17 protein-coding genes are annotated in these 17,338 nt (G+C 67.6%); 9 read left to right on the top strand and 8 right to left on the bottom strand.

Annotated features, from left to right (window positions below; genetic code table 11):
• Positions 1-7 precede the first annotated feature (7 nt).
• Positions 8-766, bottom strand: a complete 759-nt coding sequence (locus tag K8R92_03855) for a hypothetical protein (protein MCE9619026.1) — start codon at positions 764-766, stop codon at positions 8-10.
• A 59-nt stretch (positions 767-825) separates the two neighbouring features.
• On the opposite strand from K8R92_03855, the gene K8R92_03850 reads away from it, so the two are divergent.
• The 8 genes from K8R92_03850 to K8R92_03815 are packed head-to-tail and all read left to right on the top strand — an operon-like array spanning position 826 to position 11,309.
• Positions 826-2,526: a hypothetical protein gene (locus K8R92_03850; protein ID MCE9619025.1), complete on the top strand. Its 1,701-nt coding sequence runs from the start codon at positions 826-828 to the stop codon at positions 2,524-2,526.
• A 35-nt stretch (positions 2,527-2,561) separates the two neighbouring features.
• The gene (locus tag K8R92_03845; protein MCE9619024.1) at positions 2,562-5,486 is read left to right on the top strand and encodes a VWA domain-containing protein; all 2,925 of its coding nucleotides are present in this window, start codon (positions 2,562-2,564) and stop codon (positions 5,484-5,486) included.
• On the top strand, positions 5,483-6,499 hold the full coding sequence (locus K8R92_03840; GenBank protein MCE9619023.1) for an AAA family ATPase: 1,017 nt from the start codon (positions 5,483-5,485) through the stop codon (positions 6,497-6,499). The genes K8R92_03845 and K8R92_03840 overlap by 4 nt, the downstream gene beginning before the upstream one ends.
• Complete coding sequence (locus K8R92_03835; GenBank protein ID MCE9619022.1) at positions 6,496-7,401, top strand: DUF58 domain-containing protein; 906 nt, start codon at positions 6,496-6,498, stop codon at positions 7,399-7,401. Before K8R92_03840 ends, K8R92_03835 begins: the two co-directional genes overlap by 4 nt.
• On the top strand, positions 7,398-9,374 hold the full coding sequence (locus K8R92_03830) for a VWA domain-containing protein (protein ID MCE9619021.1): 1,977 nt from the start codon (positions 7,398-7,400) through the stop codon (positions 9,372-9,374). Before K8R92_03835 ends, K8R92_03830 begins: the two co-directional genes overlap by 4 nt.
• Positions 9,371-9,700 carry an STAS domain-containing protein gene (locus tag K8R92_03825; GenBank protein MCE9619020.1) on the top strand — a complete coding sequence of 110 codons (330 nt, stop codon included), beginning with the start codon at positions 9,371-9,373 and terminating at the stop codon, positions 9,698-9,700. The genes K8R92_03830 and K8R92_03825 overlap by 4 nt, the downstream gene beginning before the upstream one ends.
• A 24-nt stretch (positions 9,701-9,724) precedes the next feature.
• On the top strand, positions 9,725-10,372 hold the full coding sequence (locus tag K8R92_03820; GenBank protein ID MCE9619019.1) for a Fe(2+)-trafficking protein: 648 nt from the start codon (positions 9,725-9,727) through the stop codon (positions 10,370-10,372).
• On the top strand, positions 10,347-11,309 hold the full coding sequence (locus tag K8R92_03815) for a dihydroorotate dehydrogenase (GenBank protein ID MCE9619018.1): 963 nt from the start codon (positions 10,347-10,349) through the stop codon (positions 11,307-11,309). Before K8R92_03820 ends, K8R92_03815 begins: the two co-directional genes overlap by 26 nt.
• Here the strand turns inward: K8R92_03815 and K8R92_03810 are convergent, their stop codons facing one another.
• The 6 genes from K8R92_03810 to K8R92_03785 all read right to left on the bottom strand — a co-directional run bounded on the left by K8R92_03810 (position 11,310) and on the right by K8R92_03785 (position 14,993).
• On the bottom strand, positions 11,310-12,086 hold the full coding sequence (locus K8R92_03810; GenBank protein MCE9619017.1) for a hypothetical protein: 777 nt from the start codon (positions 12,084-12,086) through the stop codon (positions 11,310-11,312).
• Positions 12,087-12,158: 72 nt separating this feature from the next.
• Positions 12,159-13,016, bottom strand: a complete 858-nt coding sequence (locus K8R92_03805) for a phosphatidate cytidylyltransferase (protein MCE9619016.1) — start codon at positions 13,014-13,016, stop codon at positions 12,159-12,161.
• A gap of 5 nt (positions 13,017-13,021) precedes the next feature.
• The gene (locus K8R92_03800; protein ID MCE9619015.1) at positions 13,022-13,423 is read right to left on the bottom strand and encodes a hypothetical protein; all 402 of its coding nucleotides are present in this window, start codon (positions 13,421-13,423) and stop codon (positions 13,022-13,024) included.
• Complete coding sequence (locus tag K8R92_03795) at positions 13,420-14,040, bottom strand: hypothetical protein (protein MCE9619014.1); 621 nt, start codon at positions 14,038-14,040, stop codon at positions 13,420-13,422. The genes K8R92_03800 and K8R92_03795 overlap by 4 nt, the downstream gene beginning before the upstream one ends.
• Positions 14,037-14,654 (bottom strand): RecX family transcriptional regulator, encoded by a 618-nt coding sequence (locus K8R92_03790; GenBank protein ID MCE9619013.1) that lies wholly within the window; start codon positions 14,652-14,654, stop codon positions 14,037-14,039. Before K8R92_03790 ends, K8R92_03795 begins: the two co-directional genes overlap by 4 nt.
• 18 nt (positions 14,655-14,672) lie before the next feature.
• The gene (locus K8R92_03785) at positions 14,673-14,993 is read right to left on the bottom strand and encodes a tetratricopeptide repeat protein (protein MCE9619012.1); all 321 of its coding nucleotides are present in this window, start codon (positions 14,991-14,993) and stop codon (positions 14,673-14,675) included.
• A 78-nt stretch (positions 14,994-15,071) separates the two neighbouring features.
• Here K8R92_03785 and K8R92_03780 point away from each other — a divergent pair, with 78 nt between their 5' ends.
• The gene (locus K8R92_03780; GenBank protein MCE9619011.1) at positions 15,072-16,589 is read left to right on the top strand and encodes a hypothetical protein; all 1,518 of its coding nucleotides are present in this window, start codon (positions 15,072-15,074) and stop codon (positions 16,587-16,589) included.
• Here K8R92_03780 and nth read toward each other — a convergent pair.
• Complete coding sequence (nth, locus tag K8R92_03775) at positions 16,546-17,307, bottom strand: endonuclease III (GenBank protein MCE9619010.1); 762 nt, start codon at positions 17,305-17,307, stop codon at positions 16,546-16,548. The two genes, K8R92_03780 and nth, sit on opposite strands and share 44 nt — an antisense overlap.
• Positions 17,308-17,338 lie beyond the last annotated feature (31 nt).

The raw sequence follows: 17,338 nt of genomic DNA, 5'->3' as shown, positions 1-17,338 counted from the left end.
AAACCCTTCAATTCTCCTTCGGCGTCGGCGCGGGGGCGCCCTTCTCCGGATAAAGCCGCAGCACCTTGAGCTGGAACTTGAACGCGACGCACGGGCCCGCGAGCTGTGGATTGTCGAAAGTGTTGGGCTGGACCATCTCCGGATCCACATAGGTGGCCGGCACCAGCGTGGCGGTCATGATCCAGATCGCCTCGCGGTCAGCCATCGCCGTGGCCAGCTGCGGGGCGTTGGTCTTGATGATGGAGGCCGGCACCAAGCGGCCGAAGTTGCTCTTGTTGTCGGCGGAGACGCACTGGAACTCGAAGTCCTGGTTGCCGCCCTTGACTTCACCGACGCTGACGATGCGGCCGCGCCACTCGATGGAGTAGGTGGTGCGGTTGATGCCCTCGCACCACTCCTTGGCCTTGCCCAGATAGACCTGCCGTGCGGCCTTGGAGTCCTTCTCCTGGGGCAGCGGAACGCGGCGCTTGGTCATGTCCTCGGCGAATTTCTTCTGGAAGAAGTCCAGGACCGCGATCGGATTGCCCATCAGGTCGGCCTTGGCGTCCGATGGCGGGGCTGCCGGCGCTCCGGCGGGCACCGTCTTCGAGCCGTTGGCGGATTCAAGCTGCTTGATGCGCTTCTGGGCGGCGGCGAGATCGTCGCGGAGCTTCTGGTTTTCCGCCTGAACCTCCTGCAGCGTCTGCGCGTCGGTCGGGGCGGGCTGGGAGGGCGCGGTCTGAGCCGCCAGGCAGAGGAGCGTCGAGGTGAGAAGGAGCAGCTTCATGTTGCGGACAATCCTACCCAATCAAAATCAGGGATGGTTGAAGGGGCTATCCTTGGGGCATGACCGCAGTCCAACGGCTGGTCGATCGCGCGCGTCGAAGGCTTCGAGTGATCGAATCCCTGGAGGTCGCCGCGATCGCGCTGCCCTCCGCCGGCTGGGGCATGCTGGCCTGGATCGTGGTCTCGCGATTGTTCTTCTCGCCGAAGCTGCCCGAGGCCTTCTCGTCGATGTCGATGGCCCTGGCGATTGGCTTCGCATTGTTCATGGCGCACGCGGCGCTGTTGTTCACCCGGCGCGGCTGGCCCACCGCGGCTTCAGCGGCGGCGCAGTTGGATGAGCGACTGCGACTTGAGAGCCGCATGAGCACGGCCTACGCCATGCAGGGCAAGCGCGACGATTTTTCCATGGCGGCTGTGGCCGATGCCGAGCGGGTGGCGCGGGACCCCCGGCTGGACGAGCGCCTCCGGCAATCCTTCGCCTGCCGATTCGGCCCCGAGTGGCGGTTGAGCGGCATCACGCTGGTGGTGGTGCTCGCCGCGTGGTTCCTGGTACCGAATTGGTCCGCCGACGCCGCGAAAAAGAATTCGCAGGGCCGTTCGGAGACAACGTCTGCGGCGCAGGCGGCCGAGGCTGAGCAGAAACTGAGCAACACCATCGAGATCGCCAAGGAGGTCGCCTCGCTGGACGAGTCGATCCAGAAGGCCATCGAGGCGTCGCAACAATTGCTCGAGCGCGCCAAGCAGCAGCCGGAGTCGGCGGCCGAGCGCGAGGCGCAGGCCTTCCAGCAGAGGGCGCTGCTTGAGGCGGCGCTGGAGAAGGCGAGCCAGTCGGACAAATTCGAGGAGGCCGAGGCGATGAAGAACGCCCTGGCGCAGATGTCCATTCCTGATGGCGATGAGCGCGAGCTGATGGAGGCCCTGAAGCGCGGCGACTACGAGGCGGCGAAGATCGCCGCGGAGAAGCTGGCGGCCAAGACGCAGAGTTCCAACGCCGCGGAAGCCGCCGCGGCGAAGGCGGCGCTGGAGCGGGTCGCCGCCGCCATGAACAAGGAGGGGTCGCCTTCGAGTTCATCGATGAAGCAGCTGGAGAAGGCGCTGGCCAACGCGGGGCTGGATCCCAAGCTGGCGTCGAATCCCCAGGCCCTGCAGCAGGCGCTGATGGCGAGCAAGAATCTCTCGCCCGAGGACAAGTTGAAGCTCTCCAAGATGATGAAGAACGCCAGCCAGGCCTGCAAGCAATGCAACTCGCTGGGCAATGCCGCCAAGGAGGCCGCCAACGGACGGCCCGGGAATTTGATGGACATGTTCAAGAAGTCCTCCAATGCGTCCGGCCAGTGCCAGAGCCTGACCAACGCGCTTGCGAATTGTCGCTCGCCGGGCGGGCGCAAGGCGGGTTCGAGCAAGGCGGAGCCCACGCTTGCCGATGCCCGCATGACCGATCCCAAGGAGTTCAAGACCGACGAGGTCCTCAGCGCTTCGCAGAATCTGGACGCGGAGCCGATCGCGCGCGACTTCGTCCAGGGTTCCTCCAACTCAACCGAGGAGTCCACCCGCAAGCTCACGGCAATTCAGCAGCAGGTCGAAGCGGGTCTCGAAGAGGGTTCCGACGAGGATCCGGTTCCCGCGCCGCTGCGCGAGGCGCATCAAAAATATTTCACGCAGTGGAAGAAAAAGATCGACGCCGCCAAGACCGCTCCGGCCGTGCCGCCCACTCCGACGGCTCCGGCCGCGCCGCCCGCGTCCCGCCCCGGCACTCCATAGCGCCATGACGATGCCGTCGCAACCCAGGGGGTTCCGTGTGGATCTCATGTGAGCATCCGGGCTGGCTCGCGCTGTTGCTTCTGCTGGCGCCAATCTGGTGGATGGCCTGGCGCGGCATCGCCGGCTTCGGCCTGACCCGGTGCGTGGTCTCCGCGAGTGTGCGCAGCCTTGTGGTTCTGCTGCTGGTCGCGGCCCTTTCGCAGCCGAGCCTGGTCGAATCCAATGACGGCGTCACCGTGGTGGTGGTGGCCGACGCCAGCCGATCGGTTCCCGCCGCCACGCGCGGCGCGGCGCAGCAGTGGCTGCAGGAGCGGGCCGCGGACCGCCCATCGCCGCGCGACCGGTTGGGCGTGGTGACCTTCGCCAAGAGCGCCGAGATTCAGAGCAAGCCTGAGACGATTCCCAAGGTGAGCCTTTCCGGCCACGCCTCGGACGCCGCCGGCAGCGACTTGGCGGCGGGGGTGCGCATGGCAATGGCCCTGATGCCGCGCGACACTCGCAAGCGCGTCGTGCTGCTGAGCGATGGCAACGAGACTTCGGGCAGCGTTCTGGAGGCGGCGCAGGTGGCCCGCTCCGCCGGCGTCGCGATCGACGTGGTCCCGCTTGAAGTCGGCAAGGCCAATGACACGATGGTCGAGGCGCTGCGCGTGCCCACCCGGGCGCGGCGCGGCCAGAACATCGACGCCAAACTGGTCGTCCGCGCACGTCAGCCGACCGACGGACGCATCCGCTTCGAGATCGACGGCGAGGCGGTCGACCTGGATTCTCGCAGCGACAGCAACGCGATGGCGGTCCATCTGGACACGGGCCCCAACATCATCTCGATTCCGGTGGCGTTGCCGCGCTCGGGGGTGATCCGGATGAAGGCCATTTTCGAGCCGCGCATTCCCGGCGACGACGCCGTCGCCGAGAACAACGTCGCCTCGGCCATCACCTTTGTCTCGGGCGAGGGGCGCCTCCTGATCGTGGACGACTCGGGCAACGAGACCCGCGCCTTCGCCGACGCGCTGCGGGCGAGCAAGCTCGATGTGCTGGTCGCCGGCGCCGCGATCCTCTCCGATCCCACCGTCGCCGGCAGCTTCGACGCCATCGTGCTGGCCAACGTCTCGCGCTGGAGCATCGACCAGGCCGCCGACCAGTCCATCGAGACCGCGGTGCGCGACTTCGGCGTCGGACTGCTGATGCTCGGCGGCGACCATTCCTTCGGCGCCGGCGGATGGGCCGAGAGCCAGACTGCCAAGGCGCTGCCGGTGGAGATGAACCCGCCCAAGGAGCGGCAGATTCCCAAGGGCGCGCTGGCCCTGATCATCGACTGCTCGGGCTCCATGGCGATGCCGGTCGCGGGCAGCAACATGGACCAGCAGCAATGCGCCAACGAGGCGGCCATCCAGGGCATCCGCTCGCTCTCGCCCGGTGACGAAGTGACCGTCATCGCCTTCAGCGGTCAGTCGCGGGTGGTGGTGCCGCTGACCAGCGCCGAGCAGCCCGAGGCGATCGCCCACCTGATCCGCACCATCGTGCCGACCGGCGGAACCAATCTCTTTCCCGCGCTTGATCTGGCCGCGAAGGAGCTGGAGGGATCGAATCGCGCCGTGAAGCACATCGTGGTCCTGACCGACGGACAGACCGAGGGCGATCCCAACGAGGGGATTCGACGAGTGACGCAGCTGGCCCGACGGGGCATCACGCTCTCCACCGTCTCGATCGGCGACTCGACCAACGATCCGCTGCTGGTGCAGATGGCCAAGGTGGGCGGCGGCAACTGCTACCCGGTGAAGGCGCAGAACGCGCAGGTGACGCTGCCGCAGATCTTCATCAAGGAGGCGATGGTGCTCAACCGGAGCCTGCTGGCGGAGGGCTCCTTCGCGCCGTCGATGACCGGACCCAGCCCGCCCGGCGTTCCCCTCACCAGTCCAGTGCCGCAGGTCGCGGGCTATGTCATCACGGCGCCGCGCGGCGGTCTCTCACAGAACGCGCTCTCGGTCTCCTCCAACGAGAAGGGCTCCGATCCCTTGTTCGCCTGGTGGAACTACGGCGTCGGCCGTTCCGCCGCATTCACCAGCGACCTCTCATCGCGGTGGGGCGGAGCCTGGGTTCGATGGAGCGGCTACCAACCCTGGTGCGCCGGACTGGCGCGATGGCTGCTGCGGCAGAGCGCCCCGCTGGACACCTCGCTGACCACGCAGCTCGACGGCGACGATGCCATGGTCGAGCTCTCGGTGCGCGACGACGACGACGCCGCCGCCACCACCAGCGTGGCGACGGCAAAGGTGCTGCGGCCCGACGGCACGGTCGCTCCGCTCTCGCTGCGGCAGAAGACGCCGGGCCGATGGTCGGCGAAGTTTCCCACCGACGAGGCGGGGGCCTATCTGGTGAACGCGGCGCTCAAGCAGGGTTCCAGCGAGCGGCCGGTCTTCGTGCAGGCGGCGGTGAATGTCTCCTACCCGCGGGAATTTCGCTTCCAGCGCGAAGATCAGGCCAAGCTCGCCCAGGTGGCCGCCGTTTCCGGCGGGCGCGTGCTGAAGTTGGGCGATCCCGCCGTGCAACTGTTCGACGCCGGCGGAACGCTGCCTGCGGAATCGCTCCGCCAGTTGTGGGACATCCTTCTTTATGCGGCCACCGGGCTCTTCGTGCTCGATGTGGCCGCCCGCCGACTGGTCTTCGAGAAGCGAAGCGCGTCGGCGGATGCGAAAGTCGTGGTCGGCCAGGTCGCGCAGGCGTGGAAGACCGCGCGGCAGCGCGCCGCCGGCGAAACCGCCCGCGCTTCCGCGCCGGTCGCGGCACCCCGGGTTGCACCGCAGCGGGCGGCAGCTCCGGCTTCCGTGGTGGAACTGGACGAGCCCATCCCCGAAGCGCCGGTGGCGACACGCGAACCCGAGATTCCGCTGGACCAGCTCTCGCCGCTGGAGCGACTCCGCGAGGCGAAGCGCCGCGCCCAGGATCAGGGAGGCTCCTCATGAGCGAAGTCGCAACACCCCGGCGCGACATCGCTGCTGAATGCGACGCCTTCCGCGCCGTGGCTACGCAGTGGAAGGATTCCATCTGCACGCGCATCGTCGGGCTGGGCGACTCGCTCGAACAGACCCTCTGGTGCCTGCTGGCCAACGGTCACATCCTGCTCGAGGGCGTGCCCGGCCTCGGCAAGACCCTGCTCGTGCAGACCATCTCCGAGTCGGCGGGTCTGCGCGCTTCGCGCATCCAGTGCACGCCCGACCTGATGCCCGCCGACGTGCTGGGCACGACCGTGCTGGTGGAGGATCCGGTCCACGGCGGGCGCGAGCACAAATTCCGGCCCGGCCCCATCTTCACGCAGGTTCTTCTGGCCGACGAATTGAACCGCGCCACGCCGCGCAGCCAGTCGGCGCTGCTGGAGGCCATGCAGGAGCGCTCGGTGAGCGTGGGCGGAAAGACCTATCAGCTGGACAAGCCCTTCCTGGTTCTGGCGACGCAGAATCCGATCGAGCAGGAGGGAACGCACCCGCTGCCCGAGGCGCAGTTGGACCGTTTCATGGCCAAGATCGAGGTGCCCAGTCCATCTCGCGAAGCGCTGCGCACCATTCTTGAACGAACGACCAGCCAGCCGCTGCCGGCGCTCAAGGCCGTGATCACTCCCGAACAGCTGCTGGCGGCGCAGCAGCTGGCGCGAGAGGTCGTCGCGGCGCCGCAGGTGCTGGACTGGGCGATCCGCCTGGTGCTGGCGACGCAACCCGGCTCGCCCTTCTTCGGCGAATTTGCCCGGCGCTACATTCGCTGCGGGGCGAGTCCTCGCGGGGCGCAATCCATGGTTGCCATGGGCAAGGTGCGGGCGCTGCTGGCCGGGCGCTACGCGCTGGCGATCGACGACCTTCGCGCCGTGGCGCTGCCGGCGCTGCGCCATCGGCTGGGCCTGACCTTTGAAGCCGATGGCGACCGCGTGGACGCCAACCAGATCCTGCAGCGGATCATGAAGTCGCTGCCCGTGGAGGCTCCATGAGCGCGCTGACCCGGCTTGACGATCTTCTGGACGCACCGCTGGTGGCGGCGCTGGACCGCCTGGACCTGATGAGCCGCAAGATGCTGCAGGGGCGCATGCAGGGTGAGCGCCGCAGCCGGCGCCGCGGCCAGGGCATGGACTTCGCCGACTTCCGACCCTATGCGGCGGGCGACGACCTGCGCTTCGTCGACTGGAACATCTACGGTCGCCTCGACCGCCTCTTCCTCAAGATGTTCCTGGAGGAGGAGGACCTGGGCCTGGTGATCGCCGTCGACGGCAGCGCCAGCATGGACTCCGGCGAGCCCAACAAGTTCGATGTGGCGCGGCGCATCGCCATGGCGCTGGCCTATGTCGGACTGGTCAACCAGCACCGCGTCACCCTGGCGCTGCTGCAGGAGGGACGCGCCGACAAGCTCTCGGGATTGCGCGGCCGCCGCCGCGCCGCCGAGGCCGCGAGCTGGCTGATCTCGCGCAAGGCCGAGGGCGCGACGGGCTTTGAAAGCGCCTGCCGCACGCTGGCCTCGGCGCGTCTTGGCCGCGGCGTGGTGGTGGTTCTGAGCGACTATCTGCTGCGCGAGGGCTACGCCACCGGCCTGCGCGCGCTGGCGGCGCGGGGCTGGGATGTCTTCGCGCTGCAGGTGCTTTCGCCCGAGGAAATGGATCCGCGCAAGGGCGGTCAAAGCGATGACGTGCGCCTGGTGGATCGCGAGAACAAGAACGAAGTTGAGATCACCCTCACCGCCGCGGTCGTGCGCGACCAGAAGCGCCGCGTGGAGACCTTCAACGCCGAGCTGCGCGAGGCCTGCCTGCGGCTGGGGGTGCGCCAGATGACCATCGACTCGGCGGTCGACTATCAGAAGCTGCTGCTGGAGACCTTCCGCAAGCAGGGGCTGCTCAAATGACGCTGCTCACCCCAATGATCGGCGCGATCGCCGCGCTCATCGTGGTGCCGGCGCTGCTGGCGCTCTACATGCTCAAGCTGCGCCGCACGCGCCGCGAAATCTCCAGCACGCTGCTCTGGAAGTCGCAGACCGAGGACCTCCGGGCCAACACGCTCTTCCAGCGCCTGCGCCTCTCGCCGCTCTTCCTGCTGCAATGCCTGATCCTGCTGCTGCTTGCGGCGGCGCTGATGCAACCCATGCTCAAGGGATGGGCCAAACCCTCCGGCCGCGTGGTCATGCTGATCGACCAGTCGGCAAGCATGCAGACCCGCGACGCCTCGGACGGACGCACCCGCCTGGAGCAAGCCAAGCAGCTCGCTGCCGCCCAAGTCGATTCCTGGCAGGGGGGCGGACTCTTCGCCTCGAGTCCGCCCGAGGTGATGGTGATCTCATTCGCCGAGGACGCCTCGGTCCGCATTCCATTTTCCACCAGCGCCGCCCGGATCCGCGAGGCGATCGAGGCGATCGAACCGACGGATCAAGTCACGCGGATCGCGCCGGCCATCGCGCTGGCGCGGGCCTTTGCCTCCGAGCAAGCCTCGGAGCAGGACCAGGCCCTCTCCGCCGTGCCCGCCGTCGAGATCGTGAGCGACGGCAACATTCCGGATCTGGCTCAACTCGCGCTGCGCAAGGGCGAGGAGTTCACCTGGATCCGATGCGGCAGCAGCGACACCGTCAACCAGGGGCTCTCCGCCGTGGGTGCCGAGCGGCGCGGCGAGGACGCGGCCCAGGTCTATGCCTTCGCGGCGCTGCGCAATGACTCCGATGCACCGGCCCAGCGCTCCGTGCAGGTGCGCAGCAACGGCACGCTGATCGCCAGCAGCCCCGAGCCCGTCGCGATTCCGGCGGCAACGGGCAAGGGGGCCTCGCGCATGCCCGGCGAGCAGAAAATGGCCTTCTCGCCCTTCACCCTGCCCAGCGCGGGTGTGCTGGGCGTCTCGCTCCAGCCCGGCGACGCCTTTGAAACGGACGACCACGCTTCGATCGCGATCCAGGAGCAGCAGACGCTGAAGCTCCTGCTGGCGGGCAGCGATCCGGCTCTGGAGTCGCTGCTGGACAGCCTGCCCTCCGTCGCGCTGCAGCAGATGTCCGGCGAGGCGCTGGCGAAGCGCATGGTTGCCGAGCCGGAGTGGACGGAATCCTTCGATGTGATTGTCACGGTGGGCTGCGACCTCCCCGCGCTGACCGCGGGCCGCTGGCTGATCTTTGGAAAGCCTCCGCCGATCGCGGGGCTCAACGCCTATGGCGAGCAGCCGCGCCAGGCCGCGCGGGCCTGGAAGAGCGACCACAAGGCGATGGCCCAGAGTCAGTTCGCCGATCTGGTGGTCGACAAAGCGGCGGCGATTGCGCCGAGCTCGGAATGGACGGCGCTGCTCGAAGGATCGAAGGGCCCGCTGATCGTTTCGGGCCGGAGCGCCAACGCGACGGTGATCTACGCCGCCTTTGCGCCGATGGATTCCAACTGGCCCTTCCAGCGCAGCTTCGTCAACTTCACGGCGCAGGCGGTCGAGTTCCTCGGCGCGCTGGGCAGCGCCGTGGCCAGCGAGTCGCTTGAGCCCGGGGCCATGCTGCGAACCCGGATTCCCAAGGGGTCGACCAAGGTGGTCGTCATGCTGCCCTCGGGAGCGCGGGTCGCGCAAAACCCGCTTGAGGGCGAGGTCGCCTACGGGCCGCTGCGCCTGGCCGGTGTCTACCGCGTCGAGTACATCGATCCGGCGGGCAAGCAGAAATCCCGCGCCGTCGCGGTGAACCTGACCGACGCGGCGGAGTGCGACGTGGCCGCCGCAAGGCAGTTGGCCCTGCCCGGCGGCGAACTTCAGCCAAAGTCGGCGGGATGGTCTACATTAGCCGTCTGGCCGCTGGTAGTGGCGGCCGTGCTGGCCTTGATGATGATCGAGTGGTGGCTCTACCATCGCTCCGGAGCAACACGATGAGTTCACTTGAATGGCATTTTCAGAGCGACGGGCAGCGCGAGTTCCTCCGCGTCGTCGGCAACGTCGACGTGCACACCTTCCAGATGTTCGAGGCCGCGCTGCAGAGCCTGGCCCTCAACGGAGTGGGCACCATCGAGCTCGACCTGCGCAAGGTCGAATCCTTCAACTCGCCCGCGGTCGGCGTGCTGGTGCTGCTGGCGACCCACCGCCGCGCCCGCGGCGGCAACATGCAGCTGCTCTGCCGTGAGGATGGCGCCGTCGCCCCGATGCTCAAGCGCGCGCGGCTGGACGGCCTGCTCAGCCTCAAGTACGACCCGACCGCCTAGCGGGCACCGCCCCAGGAAACACCCATGAACGCCGACCGCATCGCCCAGTTCGAGAAGATGGCCGCCGCCGATCCCACCAACGAGATGGCGCACTTCAGCCTGGGCAACGCCTATCTGCAGGCGGGGCGATTCGCCGAGTCCGCCAAAAGTCTGCAGCGCTGCCTTGAGCTGGTGCCGGACATGAGCAAGGCCTGGCAATTATGCGGGCAGGCGGAGATCGGCGCCGGATGGAGCGACCGCGCCGTGGCCACGCTGAACAAGGGCTATGAAATCGCGGCGAGCAAAGGCGATCGCATGCCGCAGCAGGCGATGGCCGAGTTGCTGAAATCGATCGGCCGCGAGCCGCCCAAGGTGGCCGCTCCTTCCGACGAGGAGGCCGCCGAGCGCCTGCGCAATTCGGGCACCTTCGTCTGCACGCGCACCGGCCGGCCCGGCACGCAGCTTGAGTCCGCGCCTTTTCGCGGCCCCGTCGGCGAGTGGATCCGCCAGCATATTTCCGCCGAGACGTGGAAGGCCTGGATCGGCCAGGGCACCAAGGTGATCAACGAGTTGCGCCTGGACTTCTCGCGCGACCGCGACCAGGAGGTCTTCGAGCAGCACATGCACGAGTACCTGGGGATCGACGCGGAAACCCTGAGCCGGATTCGTGGCGGCGGAAGCGCCGCCAACTGAGATGGCCTTCGCGCCGCCGCCCATTTTGAATACAAGCATCAGCTCGCTGTCGCTCGCATCGCCGCTGATCGCGGCCGCGGGCACGGCAGGCGTCGTGGACGAACTCGCCGACATCATGGACCCGGGTGTCCTCGGTGCGATCGTCACCAAGAGCATCACGCCGGAAGCCCGCGAGGGCAACGATCCGTGGCGCCTGGTGGAAACCGAGGCGGGCATTCTCAACGCGATCGGCCTTGCCAATCCCGGGCTGAAAAAATTCCAGAGCGACTACGCGCCCAAGGCCGCAAAACTTCCCTGCGCGGTGGTCGGATCCGCCGCGGGACACACCGTCGCGGACTTCGTTGCCGTGGCGCGGGGCCTGATCGAGTGCGGCATGGCCGCGGTCGAGTTGAACGTGAGCTGCCCCAACACCGCCACGGGCCGCCATCACGGCGGGGATCCGGTTTCGCTTACGGCGCTGATCCGCGAAGTCCGCCCCGCCGTTCCCAAGGGGAGGCTCTGGATCAAACTTCCTCCCGACGGGCCGACTCTGGCGCTGGCGGCGGCCGCGGTCGAGGCGGGCGCCGACGCTCTCACACTGTGCAACACTTTTCCCGCGATGAAGATCGACCCCGTGTCGCGCAAGCCCGTGCTGTCGCGCGGGCAGGGCGGGCTCTCCGGCCCGGCGATCCATCCAATCGTGGTGCGCCTGGTGTATGAGGTCTACCGAAATGTCGCCAAGAGCGCCGGCGTTCCCATCATCGGCCTCGGCGGCGTGCTCAGCTGGAAGGACGCCGCGGAATTGATCGTGGCCGGCGCCAGCGCCGTGGGGCTGGGCACCGCGTTCTTCGTCGATCCGGGTCTTCCTATGAAAATTTCCAAAGGCTTGGCGCTATGGGCCGCGCAACTGGGAGTCTCAAGTTTCGGCGAGCTCGTCGGCAGCGCCCAGCAGGCGTGATCAGGAGCTTTTGGCGGCGGGCCGCTTCTTGGCGGCGGCCGCGTCGATCTCCGGCTGCTCCAGATAGAGGATGCGCTTGCAGGAGAGGCACTGCACCAGCGAGGTGCCGGCGCCCAGCAGCCGCGAGTAGACCTGGTAGGGGATCTCCACGTTGCATTCGCTGCAGGCGTATTCGCGGGCCCGCACGTCGACGGCCAGCACCGGGGCCACCGCCTCGCCGTCGTGCATGTCCGCGACCACGTCGAAAATCTTCATTGCCTCGGGGGGCACGTGGGCCGCCGCGCTGGCGCGCTCGCCCTTCAATTCCGCCAGCCGCGCGGAAGTCTCCTGCGTCCGCTCCTTCACCTCGGCCGCGGCCTTGTCGCGCAGGGTGGTGCGCTCGGCCAGTTGCGCCTTGAACTGGGCCAGCCGCGCCGCCAGCTGCTCGACCTTCTCCATCTGCCCCAGCGCCTGCTGCTCGAAATTGTCCTTCTGCAGCTCCAGCGACTTCAGGGCGGTGAGGATGGTGCTGTACTGCTTGGTGTTGCCGCTGTTGTTGAGCTCGTCGCGCATCTTCTGGATCTGCACGGCGACCGAGTTCGCCTCCATCTCCAGGTTGGCCACCTGGGCCTGGGTGTGCTTGCGCTGCAACTCGACCTCGTCGTGCTGGGCCTGCACGTCCTTGAGCAGGCGCTCCTGCGTCTTCAGATAGTGGTTGGCCGAGTCCAGCCGACCCTCAAGAGCGCGAACCTGGACGTCGACACCGTGGAGAGCGAGAATTTGTTCCATCAATGGCATGCGGAAGTTCCTTTGGAGAGCCAAAGAATAGCACGGATGACGGTTCGCCCGCACGCCCTGTGCCGACAATCTTTAGCGGGGTTTGGAGAGCAGCCACACCACCAGCGGAGCCGTGGGCAGCAGGCTGTCCATCACGTCGAAGATGCCGCCCATGCCGGGAATCGATCGCCCGGAATCCTTGAAGTTGGCCTCCCGCTTGAGCAGGCTCTCGGCGAGGTCGCCCAGCATGCCCACGAACGCCCCGAGTGCGCCGAAGAGGATGCCGCAGGGCAGCGGAAGTTCCAGCGCATGGGCCAGCCATGCGCCGACCGCCGCGCCCAGCGCGATGCCGCCGATCAGTCCCTCGATGCTCTTCTTGGGCGAGACCCAGGTGGCCAGGCGATGGCGGCCCACAAGGATTCCCGTGAAGTAGGCGCCGATGTCGCCGGATTTGATCGCCAGCACGGCCCACGCCAGCGCCCACGCCGGAAGCGTGGCGCGGGCGGCGATCCAGCACGCGGGAAGCCAGCCGATCCAGACCGAGATCAGGACCCAGTAGCCGATCCGGGTCAGGCTCTCGAAATATCGCCGACGCAGCAGCGGCTCCAGCGCCGGCAGCAGCGTGAGCAGCAGCAGTCCGCCCGCGACCGCGTAGAGCAGGTCCCAGTGGAAGGCCTGCGCGCTGGCGGTGGCGAAGGCCAGCAGAGCAATGCCGCAGGTCATCGCATCGCTCGGCGCCTCCGGGTTGACGGCGCGGAGCAGGCGCGAAAGTTCGCGCGAGAGCAACGGGAGAATGAGCACCAGGCACGCCGCGAAGAGCAGCGCGCCGGGCGGAACGCGCCCCTCCGGAAGCCAGGCCGCCGCGCTTCCGGCGAGGCGCTCGTCGGCGTAGAGCAACCCGAGAAGCGCTGCAATCAGCAGGGAACCAATGAAAAGTCGGGGAATCAGCACGGGGGTCAATAAATGGGAACGGCGGGATCGATGTCCACGCTCCAGAGATGGATGCCGCCGGCCATGCTGTAGACGTTGGAAACACCGGCGTGGCGCAGCACGGCCGCAGCGCGGAGACTGGTGACGCCGTGGTGACACAAGGTCACAACGCAGGCACCGTCGATCTCCTGCAACTCGTCGATCCGCGCCTCAAGTTCCGGCAGCGGAATATGCAGCGAGTCCGGCAGCAGGGCGATCTCGCGGGCTTGCTGCGGCCGCACATCCACCAGCACGAAGCGCTCGCCGGCGGCCTTGCGCCGGACATAGTCGCGCGGCGTGATCTCCCAATCCGGGCGCAAGGGATATCCGCTGGGAAGTCCCCGCGCGTCCATCTGAAAGCTGTCGCGAGGTTCGACCGGTGCGCTCATGGCTTCTTCGGCTCTGGAGACTTCGCCGGCGCGGCGCCGCCGATCGCGTTCATCGTCGTTGAGGGCTTGGTCGGCGCCGTGGTGTCCGGCTGCACCGTCACCCATTTCCACAGCGCCGGATCCTCGCGGGTCTGGCTCGGAGGAAGCACGCCGACTGCCATCAGGGGCTGCTCGACGGTGAGCCAGGGCGGCTCCCCGACGGCCATGCGAACCGGCGAGATCACGATCAGGATTCCGGGCCACACCACCTGGGCCGCTCCTTCCATCGCAGCGGCGCCGACACTGCTGGAGAGGTAGAGGGAATCGTGTGCGTTGGGAAAGAGGTAGCCGTCGCGCGAAGCGGTTCCGTTGAGCACCAGCGGCTCCGAGTAATTGGGCTGCACCTGGACTTGTCCGCGCGGCGCGTCGACCTGCTGCGTCTCCCAATTCCTTCGGTCCAGCCCCCGCAGACTCGCCGGACTCGGCTTGGCCGCGGCGGTCGAGGGCATCGGGCTCTTCAGATCAGGTGTCGGATCGTCGCCCGCGTGGGTGAGCGTGTTGGTTTGGTTCTGGCAGCCGCCCAGCATGGAGAGCAGCGGCGCAAGGGTCGCGGCGCACGTGATGGCAACAGAGTTCATGAATCGGGGTCCCATGCGATGCGGGCTTTCGAGAAAGCCGACTGAATCGTATCCACATCGAAACCGGCGCGGGCGAATTTCCGGGCGATCACCGCAGGCGACTTCCCGGATCGCGCGAGTCGCTTCGCCTCGGCGCCGAGCTGCGTTTCCGAGGTCGCCGCGCCGTGCGCTGCGCGCTCCGCCATCGTCTCGGGCACGCCCTCGCTGGCCAAATGCGCCCCGAGCAGCTCGCGCGAGACGATCCTGCGCTCCGACAACTTGGCCGCCCGGCGCACGGCATAGGTCTTGTCGTTCACCCAGCCCGCGGCGCGCATCTGCTCCACGGTGGCTTCGGCGATCGCGTCGGGCCAGCGGCGCCCCAGCCGTTCCAGCAGAAGCGCCTGCGTGTAATCGCGCCGCGCCAGCAGGGACAGCGCCGCCGTGTGACACGCTTGCAGTTGTGCCAGATGCTCCACCTTCTGCGCGCGGGCCTTGTTCCATGAGGCGCCGGCGCGGATGCCCAGCTTGTCGGCGTAGTCGCGCCGCAGCGGGCCGAACCTTCGGCCGTCGACGAACCAGTAGACCAGTCCGGGATCGTTCGCATGCAAGGTGACGAGTTCGATGGTGTGGGCCATGTCCAAGCTCCGCTGCGACTACGGGGTCAGCTCGTCCAGGTAGGAAGCGAGTTCCGACGCGGCCTTGGCATCGCCGGATTTCCGCGCCTCCTGCAGTCCGCGCTGCAGCGCCGCCAGCGCGTCCTTGGCGCGGTCGCAGCGCTCCAGCGCCTTGGCGTAGTGGTAGTAGCCGTAGGCGTGGGCGGGATGCTCCGCCAAAAGTTTTTCAAACCATGTGATGGCTTCCGGCAGCTGATTGGATCCCGCGTATTCCTGGGCGAGGCTGTAGATGCAGAAGTCGTCCTTGGGGTCCGCGGCGTGCAGCTTCTTCAAATGATCGATTCGGGTCTTGGTGTCCACGGACACAGCGTATCGCCTCCGGCACGCACGACCTGGCCGCGTGTTCCCCAAGGGCTTGCCAGCGGATACCTTTCCCCGATGCGCCGGCCGCTGCTCATCCTGGCACTCTGCATGCTCCCCCTCTGGGGCTGCCTGGAGAACTACGTCAAGGAGGACCGGGTCGACCGGCGGACCAAGACGCTGAAGCTGACCCATCAGGTCGGGGGCACGCAGGATTGCCTGCTGGTCAACGACGGCCTCTGGTACGTCGGCTTCGGATCGCAGCTGATGGTGCTCGAAGGCCGGGGGACCAAGCCCCTGCGCAGCGAGCGCATCGAGCCCAACGGCGAGGGCGGCGCCATCACCGACATCGCCCTCTGGCATGGCGACCTGGTGGCGGTCGTCGACGGCGACGCCGTGGTCCGCTGGGACATTTCCTCGCCGCGTTTGCCGGTGCTGATCGACCTCGTCACCGCGAAGGAGCTGGGCATCCGCCCGCGCTCCATCCGCGTGGTGAACAACATGCTCTACATCTCGGGCGACGGCGGCGTGGTGCGGGCCGCCGATGGCGAGAAGCTGCTCGCGGGCGAGGCGACGGTGGGCCGCGTGGTCGACACGAAGCACGGACCCGCGGCGCCGGTGGCGCGGCGGGTGCAGCTGCTGCAGGACAACCGCTTCCTCGGCGCCGCCAGCATGCTGGAGCCGCTGCCGGCCAGCGCCGGTCTGCCGGGTGGATTCGCCTTCGCGCTGCAGGGCAAGGAAGGCGCGACGGTGGGGCTCATGAATGCCGACCTGCGCGAAGTCGCCGGCGAGCCGATCCGCGGAATCCTTCGCCGCCTGGTCGTGGCCAACGGGCGGGTCTGGGCGATCTTCGACACCGAAATCGCGTCATGGGACGTGAAGGGGGGCAAGCTCGAGTCGCCGATGTACACCTCGGTCAAGGGCGCGAGGGATCTGGCGCCGCTTTCGGACAATCTCTACGCCGTCACCGGCTCCTTTGGCCGCGGCGTCTTTCATCTGCACGACGACAAGGACGGTCCGGGCGACACGTTCACCGACGCGGTGCGCGAGCCGGGCCGCCTGGAGCAATCCCTTTTCGACGGACGGCGCGTCCTCGCCGGAAGCAGCGAGGGATTCTGGCTCTATCCCATCCGCGGCAAGCCCACGCTCTCCGACAAGACCGTGTCGCTGACCACCATCGCCGACACCAAGGTCACGCTGGCCTGGGCCGAAGCGGAAATCGACAAGGGCGACGGCGTGAATCCCGTCACGGCGGGGCGCAAGATTCATTTCAAGTCATCGACGGCGGAGACGGAGTGGGAGCTGCCGCCCAACATCTACGCCTGCGTGCTCACCTCCGTGGATGGCGATCTCTGGGTGGGACACACCGATGGGATCACCGTGCTGAAGCCCGCTTCGCAGGGCGACGGGGCCGCCGTGACCACGGGGGCGCTGATCATCGTCAAGCGCGGTGAGCTTCGCCTGCCCGGACCGATCCTGTGGATTCATCCGCTGCGCACCGGACTGGGGGCCGTCTGGGTCAGCCACTTCGGCGGGATGGGCGTGGCCGAATTCACCCCCGACGAGGGCGAGCCGAAGCCCGCTTCGAAGACCTAGGTTTCCTCGGGCGTGACGGGCCCTTTTTGTCTTGCGCCATCGAAGGTAATGGTGTGGCCCTCTTGGCCTCCGAGCAGAACTCCTTGCAGATGGAATCCTCGGAGCAGCTTCCGCCGCGCTTTTTGCAGACGTTGCGTCCGTGGTCGATGAGCAGATGGCTCAATTGGCACCAGTGCTCCCGGGGAAAGAGGCCCATCAAGTCCGCTTCCACGTCGACCGGATCCTCATGTCGGGAAAGTTTCATCCGCCGCGCCAGCCGTCCCACATGCGTGTCGACCACGACCCCCTCGTTCATGCCGAAGGCATTGCCCAGCACCACATTGGCGGTCTTGCGGGCCACGCCGCGAAGTTCAAGCAGGGCTTCCATGGTGCGCGGCACTTCGCCGCGGTGGCGCTCGCACACCATCTTCATGCTCTCATGAATTGCTCTTGCCTTGTTGCGGAAAAAGTTCAGCGTCTTCACGAAGGGCTCGATGTCCGCCGGCGTCGCGTCGGCGAAAGCCCGCGGCGATGGGAAGCGCGCGAAGAGAGCGGGAGTGGCCTTGTTCACGCCGACGTCGGTGCTCTGGGCGCTCAGGATCGTGGCGATCAGCAGCTCATGCGGCTTGTTCCAGTGCAGCGCGCAGCGGGCGTCGGGATAGCGTCGCCGCAGCGCCGCGAGCAACTTCTGCGCCCGGGCAACCTCGGTGGCCGGCTTCTTTTTCACCTTCGCGTCCATCGTCCTCGGCATGGTAGTTCCACCGATAGAC

The organism is Planctomycetota bacterium (genome assembly GCA_021414025.1).
GTDB lineage: Bacteria > Planctomycetota > Phycisphaerae > Phycisphaerales > SM1A02 > SYAC01.
Note: the sequence above shows the minus strand (reverse complement) of the source record. Positions and strands in the feature narration are given on the sequence as shown.

Bases quoted from the DNA above. Each gene is read 5' to 3' on its own strand.
- K8R92_03855 (MCE9619026.1), bottom strand. From the start codon at position 766: ATGAAGCTGCTCCTTCTCACCTCGACGCTCCTCTGCCTGGCGGCTCAG.
- K8R92_03850 (MCE9619025.1), top strand. From the start codon at position 826: ATGACCGCAGTCCAACGGCTGGTCGATCGCGCGCGTCGAAGGCTTCGA.
- K8R92_03840 (MCE9619023.1), top strand. From the start codon at position 5,483: ATGAGCGAAGTCGCAACACCCCGGCGCGACATCGCTGCTGAATGCGAC.
- K8R92_03835 (MCE9619022.1), top strand. From the start codon at position 6,496: ATGAGCGCGCTGACCCGGCTTGACGATCTTCTGGACGCACCGCTGGTG.
- K8R92_03830 (MCE9619021.1), top strand. From the start codon at position 7,398: ATGACGCTGCTCACCCCAATGATCGGCGCGATCGCCGCGCTCATCGTG.
- K8R92_03825 (MCE9619020.1), top strand. From the start codon at position 9,371: ATGAGTTCACTTGAATGGCATTTTCAGAGCGACGGGCAGCGCGAGTTC.
- K8R92_03820 (MCE9619019.1), top strand. From the start codon at position 9,725: ATGAACGCCGACCGCATCGCCCAGTTCGAGAAGATGGCCGCCGCCGAT.
- K8R92_03810 (MCE9619017.1), bottom strand. From the start codon at position 12,086: ATGCCATTGATGGAACAAATTCTCGCTCTCCACGGTGTCGACGTCCAG.
- K8R92_03800 (MCE9619015.1), bottom strand. From the start codon at position 13,423: ATGAGCGCACCGGTCGAACCTCGCGACAGCTTTCAGATGGACGCGCGG.
- K8R92_03795 (MCE9619014.1), bottom strand. From the start codon at position 14,040: ATGAACTCTGTTGCCATCACGTGCGCCGCGACCCTTGCGCCGCTGCTC.
- K8R92_03790 (MCE9619013.1), bottom strand. From the start codon at position 14,654: ATGGCCCACACCATCGAACTCGTCACCTTGCATGCGAACGATCCCGGA.
- K8R92_03780 (MCE9619011.1), top strand. From the start codon at position 15,072: ATGCGCCGGCCGCTGCTCATCCTGGCACTCTGCATGCTCCCCCTCTGG.
- nth (MCE9619010.1), bottom strand. From the start codon at position 17,307: ATGGACGCGAAGGTGAAAAAGAAGCCGGCCACCGAGGTTGCCCGGGCG.